At 50.5% G+C, this 5890-nt stretch carries 2 tRNA genes and 3 rRNA genes; all 5 read right to left on the reverse strand.

The features are described from left to right. Positions 1-52: 52 nt before the first annotated feature. The 5 genes from rrf to AC07O3_RS34450 all read right to left on the reverse strand — a co-directional run bounded on the left by rrf (position 53) and on the right by AC07O3_RS34450 (position 5291). A 5S ribosomal RNA gene (gene rrf / locus AC07O3_RS34430) occupies positions 53-165 on the reverse strand. 128 nt (positions 166-293) lie between these two features. After that, positions 294-3166, reverse strand: a 23S ribosomal RNA gene (locus tag AC07O3_RS34435). 320 nt (positions 3167-3486) lie between these two features. Further along, positions 3487-3562, reverse strand: a tRNA-Ala gene (locus tag AC07O3_RS34440). A gap of 30 nt (positions 3563-3592) precedes the next feature. Next, positions 3593-3669 (reverse strand) — tRNA-Ile (locus tag AC07O3_RS34445). Positions 3670-3756: 87 nt separating this feature from the next. Then, positions 3757-5291: ribosomal RNA gene (locus AC07O3_RS34450) — 16S ribosomal RNA — on the reverse strand. The 16S, 23S and 5S rRNA genes sit together here with 2 tRNA genes alongside, the layout of an rRNA operon. Between the last annotated feature and the right edge of the window lie 599 nt (positions 5292-5890).

Raw genomic sequence — 5890 nt, forward strand, 5'->3', positions numbered from 1 at the left:
CCAAAGCAAAAACCCCCAGTCATTTCTGACTGGGGGTTTCTGGGCTGTAAGAGCCTGACGATGACCTACTTTCACACGGGAACCCGCACTATCATCGGCGCTGACGCGTTTCACTGTCCTGTTCGGGATGGGAAGGAGTGGTACCACGTCGCTATGGTCATCAGGCATAAAGGGTTGTCTGACTGATCACATGATCAATCAAACGAATTCATAGAGTTTGGAATCAGCTTTTGGCGAATTGTTTTGAATGCGTCAACTTGGCATAACACCTTGATCAGACTGATCAAAGTTATAGGGTCAAGCCGCACGAGCAATTAGTATCAGTTAGCTTAACGCATTACTGCGCTTCCACACCTGACCTATCAACGTCCTGGTCTTGAACGACTCTTTAGGGGGCTCAAGGCCCCGGCAGATCTCATCTTGAAACGAGTTTCCCGCTTAGATGCTTTCAGCGGTTATCTCTTCCACACTTAGCTACTCGGCAATGCCACTGGCGTGACAACCGATACACCAGAGGTGTGTCCACTCCGGTCCTCTCGTACTAGGAGCAGGCTTCCTCAAATCTGCAGCGCCCACGGAAGATAGGGACCAAACTGTCTCACGACGTTTTAAACCCAGCTCACGTACCTCTTTAAATGGCGAACAGCCATACCCTTGGGACCGGCTACAGCCCCAGGATGAGATGAGCCGACATCGAGGTGCCAAACACCGCCGTCGATATGAACTCTTGGGCGGTATCAGCCTGTTATCCCCAGAGTACCTTTTATCCGTTGAGCGATGGCCCTTCCATACAGAACCACCGGATCACTATGTCCTGCTTTCGCATCTGCTCGACTTGTCAGTCTCGCAGTTAAGCACGCTTATGCCATTGCACTATCGTCACGATGTCCGACCGTAACTAGCGTACCTTCGAACTCCTCCGTTACGCTTTGGGAGGAGACCGCCCCAGTCAAACTGCCTACCATGCACTGTCCCCGATCCAGATAATGGACCTAGGTTAGAACCTCAAACACACCAGGGTGGTATTTCAACGTTGGCTCCACAAGATCTAGCGACCCTGCTTCAAAGCCTCCCACCTATCCTACACAGATCTGTTCAAAGTCCAATACAAAGCTACAGTAAAGGTTCATGGGGTCTTTCCGTCTTTCCGCGGGGAGATTGCATCATCACAAACATTTCAACTTCGCTGAGTCTCAGGAGGAGACAGTGTGGCCATCGTTACGCCATTCGTGCAGGTCGGAACTTACCCGACAAGGAATTTCGCTACCTTAGGACCGTTATAGTTACGGCCGCCGTTTACTGGGACTTCAATCAAGAGCTTGCACCCCATCATTTAATCTTCCAGCACCGGGCAGGCGTCACACCCTATACGTCCACTTTCGTGTTTGCAGAGTGCTGTGTTTTTAATAAACAGTCGCAGCCACCGATTTTTTGCAACCCATTCATGCTCCGTTGTTCACTTCACACTAATAGGGCACACCTTCTTCCGAAGTTACGGTGTCAATTTGCCGAGTTCCTTCTCCTGAGTTCTCTCAAGCGCCTTAGAATACTCATCTCGCGCACCAGTGTCGGTTTGCGGTACGGTCGTATATAGCTGAAGCTTAGTGGCTTTTCCTGGAACCTCGTTCAGTCACTTCACCAGCAAGCTGGCTCGATCGTTGGCCTCGGTATATGTGCACCGGATTTGCCTAATGCACGCCTACATCCAACTAAACCGGGATATCCAACACCCGGATGACCTATTAAGATCCGTCCCCACATCGCACTATATATCGGTACAGGAATATTGACCTGTTTCCCATCAGCTACGCATCTCTGCCTCGCCTTAGGGGCCGACTCACTCTACGCCGATGAACGTTGCGTAGAAAACCTTGCGCTTACGGCGAGGGGGCTTTTCACCCCCTTTAACGCTACTCATGTCAGCATTCGCACTTCTGATACCTCCAGCACGCTTTACAACGCACCTTCACAGGCTTACAGAACGCTCTCCTACCACTTGCAATAAATTGCAAATCCGCAGCTTCGGTAACTGGCTTAGCCCCGTTACATCTTCCGCGCAGGACGACTCGATCAGTGAGCTATTACGCTTTCTTTAAATGATGGCTGCTTCTAAGCCAACATCCTGACTGTTTTAGCCTTCCCACTTCGTTTCCCACTTAGCCAATTTTAGGGACCTTAGCTGGCGGTCTGGGTTGTTTCCCTCTTGAGTCCGGACGTTAGCACCCGGTGCTCTGTCTCCCAAGCTGTACTCATCGGTATTCGGAGTTTGCCTTGGTTTGGTAAGTCGCCATGACCCCCTAGCCAAAACAGTGCTCTACCCCCGATGGTAATACTTGAGGCACTACCTAAATAGTTTTCGGAGAGAACCAGCTATTTCCAAGTTTGTTTAGCCTTTCACCCCTATCCACAGCTCATCCGCTAGTTTTGCAACACTAGTCGGTTCGGACCTCCAGTACCTGTTACGGCACCTTCATCCTGGCCATGGATAGATCACTTGGTTTCGGGTCTACACCCAGCGACTGATCGCCCTATTCGGACTCGATTTCTCTACGGCTTCCCTATTCGGTTAACCTTGCCACTGAATGTAAGTCGCTGACCCATTATACAAAAGGTACGCAGTCACCCCTTACGAGGCTCCTACTTTTTGTAAGCACGCGGTTTCAGGATCTATTTCACTCCCCTCCCGGGGTTCTTTTCGCCTTTCCCTCACGGTACTAGTTCACTATCGGTCAATGATGAGTATTTAGCCTTGGAGGATGGTCCCCCCATATTCAGACAGGATTTCTCGTGTCCCGCCCTACTTGTCGTTAGCTCAGTACCACACAGGTCATTTCACGTACGGGGCTATCACCCGCTATGGCCAGCCTTTCCAAGCTGTTCCGTTATGTCTTGTGCTATCACTAACAGGCTTCTCCGATTTCGCTCGCCACTACTTTCGGAATCTCGGTTGATGTCTTTTCCTCGAGCTACTGAGATGTTTCAGTTCACCCGGTTCGCCTCGCATGACTATGTATTCATCATGCGATACCTTTCGGTGGGTTTCCCCATTCGGAAATCTCCGGATCAAAGCTAATTTGCCAGCTCCCCGAAGCTTATCGCAGGCTATCACGTCCTTCGTCGCCTATCATTGCCAAGGCATCCACCACGTGCTCTTATTCACTTGACCCTATAACTTTGACGTTTCCTCACGGAAACCAAAGTCAATCAAGGAATTGCCAGGTCTTTCACCTGGCGCGTTATGCCGTTACATTCAAAATTCGATTTGACTCGAAATTGAAGTTTCTTTTGACGCAATCAAAAATTCTATGTTGCTGATGGCACGGTCTGCACTAAACCTTTACGAATGTGCAGTTTCCATCAGCAACGCTGATTCGACTCTATGAATTTTTAAAGAACAGCCGATTGATCAAGAGATCCTGATCAACAACAAAGAAGCCTCATGCCTTCGCAGGAAGCCGCTTTGGTGTTGAATAAGTATCGAGTTATTGGTGGAGGATGACGGGATCGAACCGACGACCCCCTGCTTGCAAAGCAGGTGCTCTCCCAGCTGAGCTAATCCCCCTCAAACTCTCACACGAGATATCAGAAGATTTGGTGGGTCTAGTTGGGCTCGAACCAACGACCCCCGCCTTATCAAGACGGTGCTCTAACCAGCTGAGCTACAGACCCATTCGCCAACCATCTTCAAATGAAGACAACCGACTTCTTCCAACAACCGATAAGTGTGGGCGTTTAAATTAAATTGCTTGTTTCCAGAAAGGAGGTGATCCAGCCGCACCTTCCGATACGGCTACCTTGTTACGACTTCACCCCAGTCACGAACCCTGCCGTGGTAATCGCCCTCCTTGCGGTTAAGCTAACTACTTCTGGCAGAACCCGCTCCCATGGTGTGACGGGCGGTGTGTACAAGACCCGGGAACGTATTCACCGTGACATTCTGATCCACGATTACTAGCGATTCCGACTTCACGCAGTCGAGTTGCAGACTGCGATCCGGACTACGACTGGTTTTATGGGATTAGCTCCCCCTCGCGGGTTGGCAACCCTTTGTACCAGCCATTGTATGACGTGTGTAGCCCCACCTATAAGGGCCATGAGGACTTGACGTCATCCCCACCTTCCTCCGGTTTGTCACCGGCAGTCTCATTAGAGTGCCCAACTGAATGTAGCAACTAATGACAAGGGTTGCGCTCGTTGCGGGACTTAACCCAACATCTCACGACACGAGCTGACGACAGCCATGCAGCACCTGTGTTACGGTTCTCTTTCGAGCACTAAGCCATCTCTGGCGAATTCCGTACATGTCAAAGGTGGGTAAGGTTTTTCGCGTTGCATCGAATTAAACCACATCATCCACCGCTTGTGCGGGTCCCCGTCAATTCCTTTGAGTTTCAACCTTGCGGCCGTACTCCCCAGGCGGTCAACTTCACGCGTTAGCTTCGTTACTGAGTCAGTGAAGACCCAACAACCAGTTGACATCGTTTAGGGCGTGGACTACCAGGGTATCTAATCCTGTTTGCTCCCCACGCTTTCGTGCATGAGCGTCAGTACAGGTCCAGGGGATTGCCTTCGCCATCGGTGTTCCTCCGCATATCTACGCATTTCACTGCTACACGCGGAATTCCATCCCCCTCTACCGTACTCTAGCTATGCAGTCACAGATGCAGTTCCCAGGTTGAGCCCGGGGATTTCACAACTGTCTTACATAACCGCCTGCGCACGCTTTACGCCCAGTAATTCCGATTAACGCTTGCACCCTACGTATTACCGCGGCTGCTGGCACGTAGTTAGCCGGTGCTTATTCTTACGGTACCGTCATTAGCCCTCTTTATTAGAAAAGGCCGTTTCGTTCCGTACAAAAGCAGTTTACAACCCGAAGGCCTTCATCCTGCACGCGGCATGGCTGGATCAGGCTTTCGCCCATTGTCCAAAATTCCCCACTGCTGCCTCCCGTAGGAGTCTGGGCCGTGTCTCAGTCCCAGTGTGGCTGGTCGTCCTCTCAGACCAGCTACAGATCGAAGGCTTGGTGAGCCTTTACCTCACCAACTACCTAATCTGCCATCGGCCGCTCCATTCGCGCAAGGTCTTGCGATCCCCTGCTTTCATCCGTAGATCGTATGCGGTATTAGCACAGCTTTCGCTGCGTTATCCCCCACGATTGGGCACGTTCCGATGTATTACTCACCCGTTCGCCACTCGCCGCCAGGATTGCTCCCGCGCTGCCGTTCGACTTGCATGTGTAAGGCATGCCGCCAGCGTTCAATCTGAGCCAGGATCAAACTCTATAGTTCGATCTTGATTTGCGCCCCATCTCGCGATGAGGCAAAACTCATAAAAAAAGAAATTGAAGTGAACTTCACTTCTATTCTCATGAGCGTTTTTAAGTCTTGCGACTTGTTCCGAAGAACTTACGCAATTACCTTCAAACGCCCACGCTTATCGGCTGTAGATTTTTAACGAACCTCGAAGCAACTTTGCGTTAACTTCGTTTGCTTTGCTGCGATCAGCGAAGCCTTGTAGTCTATCACGATTTTTAAAGAATCGTCAAACTTTTTTCGCTTTCAACATCTTCTTATTCGCATCCCGCAACCTTCGTTGCAAGCTGCTGAAGCTGTTTCAGCGGAGCCTTGCAGTCTAGCACGACTTTTAAAGTCCAACCAAACTTTTCAACTCTTTCTTCGCTTCCCACCAGCTTCTTTTCGCAACCCGCAACTTCCGTCGCAAGCCGCTGAAGCCGTTCAGCGAAGCCTTCGATTATGCACCGTTTTTTCAAACCGCGTCAACTTTCGAAGACTTTCTTCACCGCCAACAATCAACACCCCAGAAGAAGCACCAACTGCCTCGAACACCAGTGGCATTCATCAGCGAAGCCCACGAGTATATGACAGAT

The sequence above is a fragment of the Variovorax sp. GW821-FHT09D05 genome, from assembly GCF_059416325.1.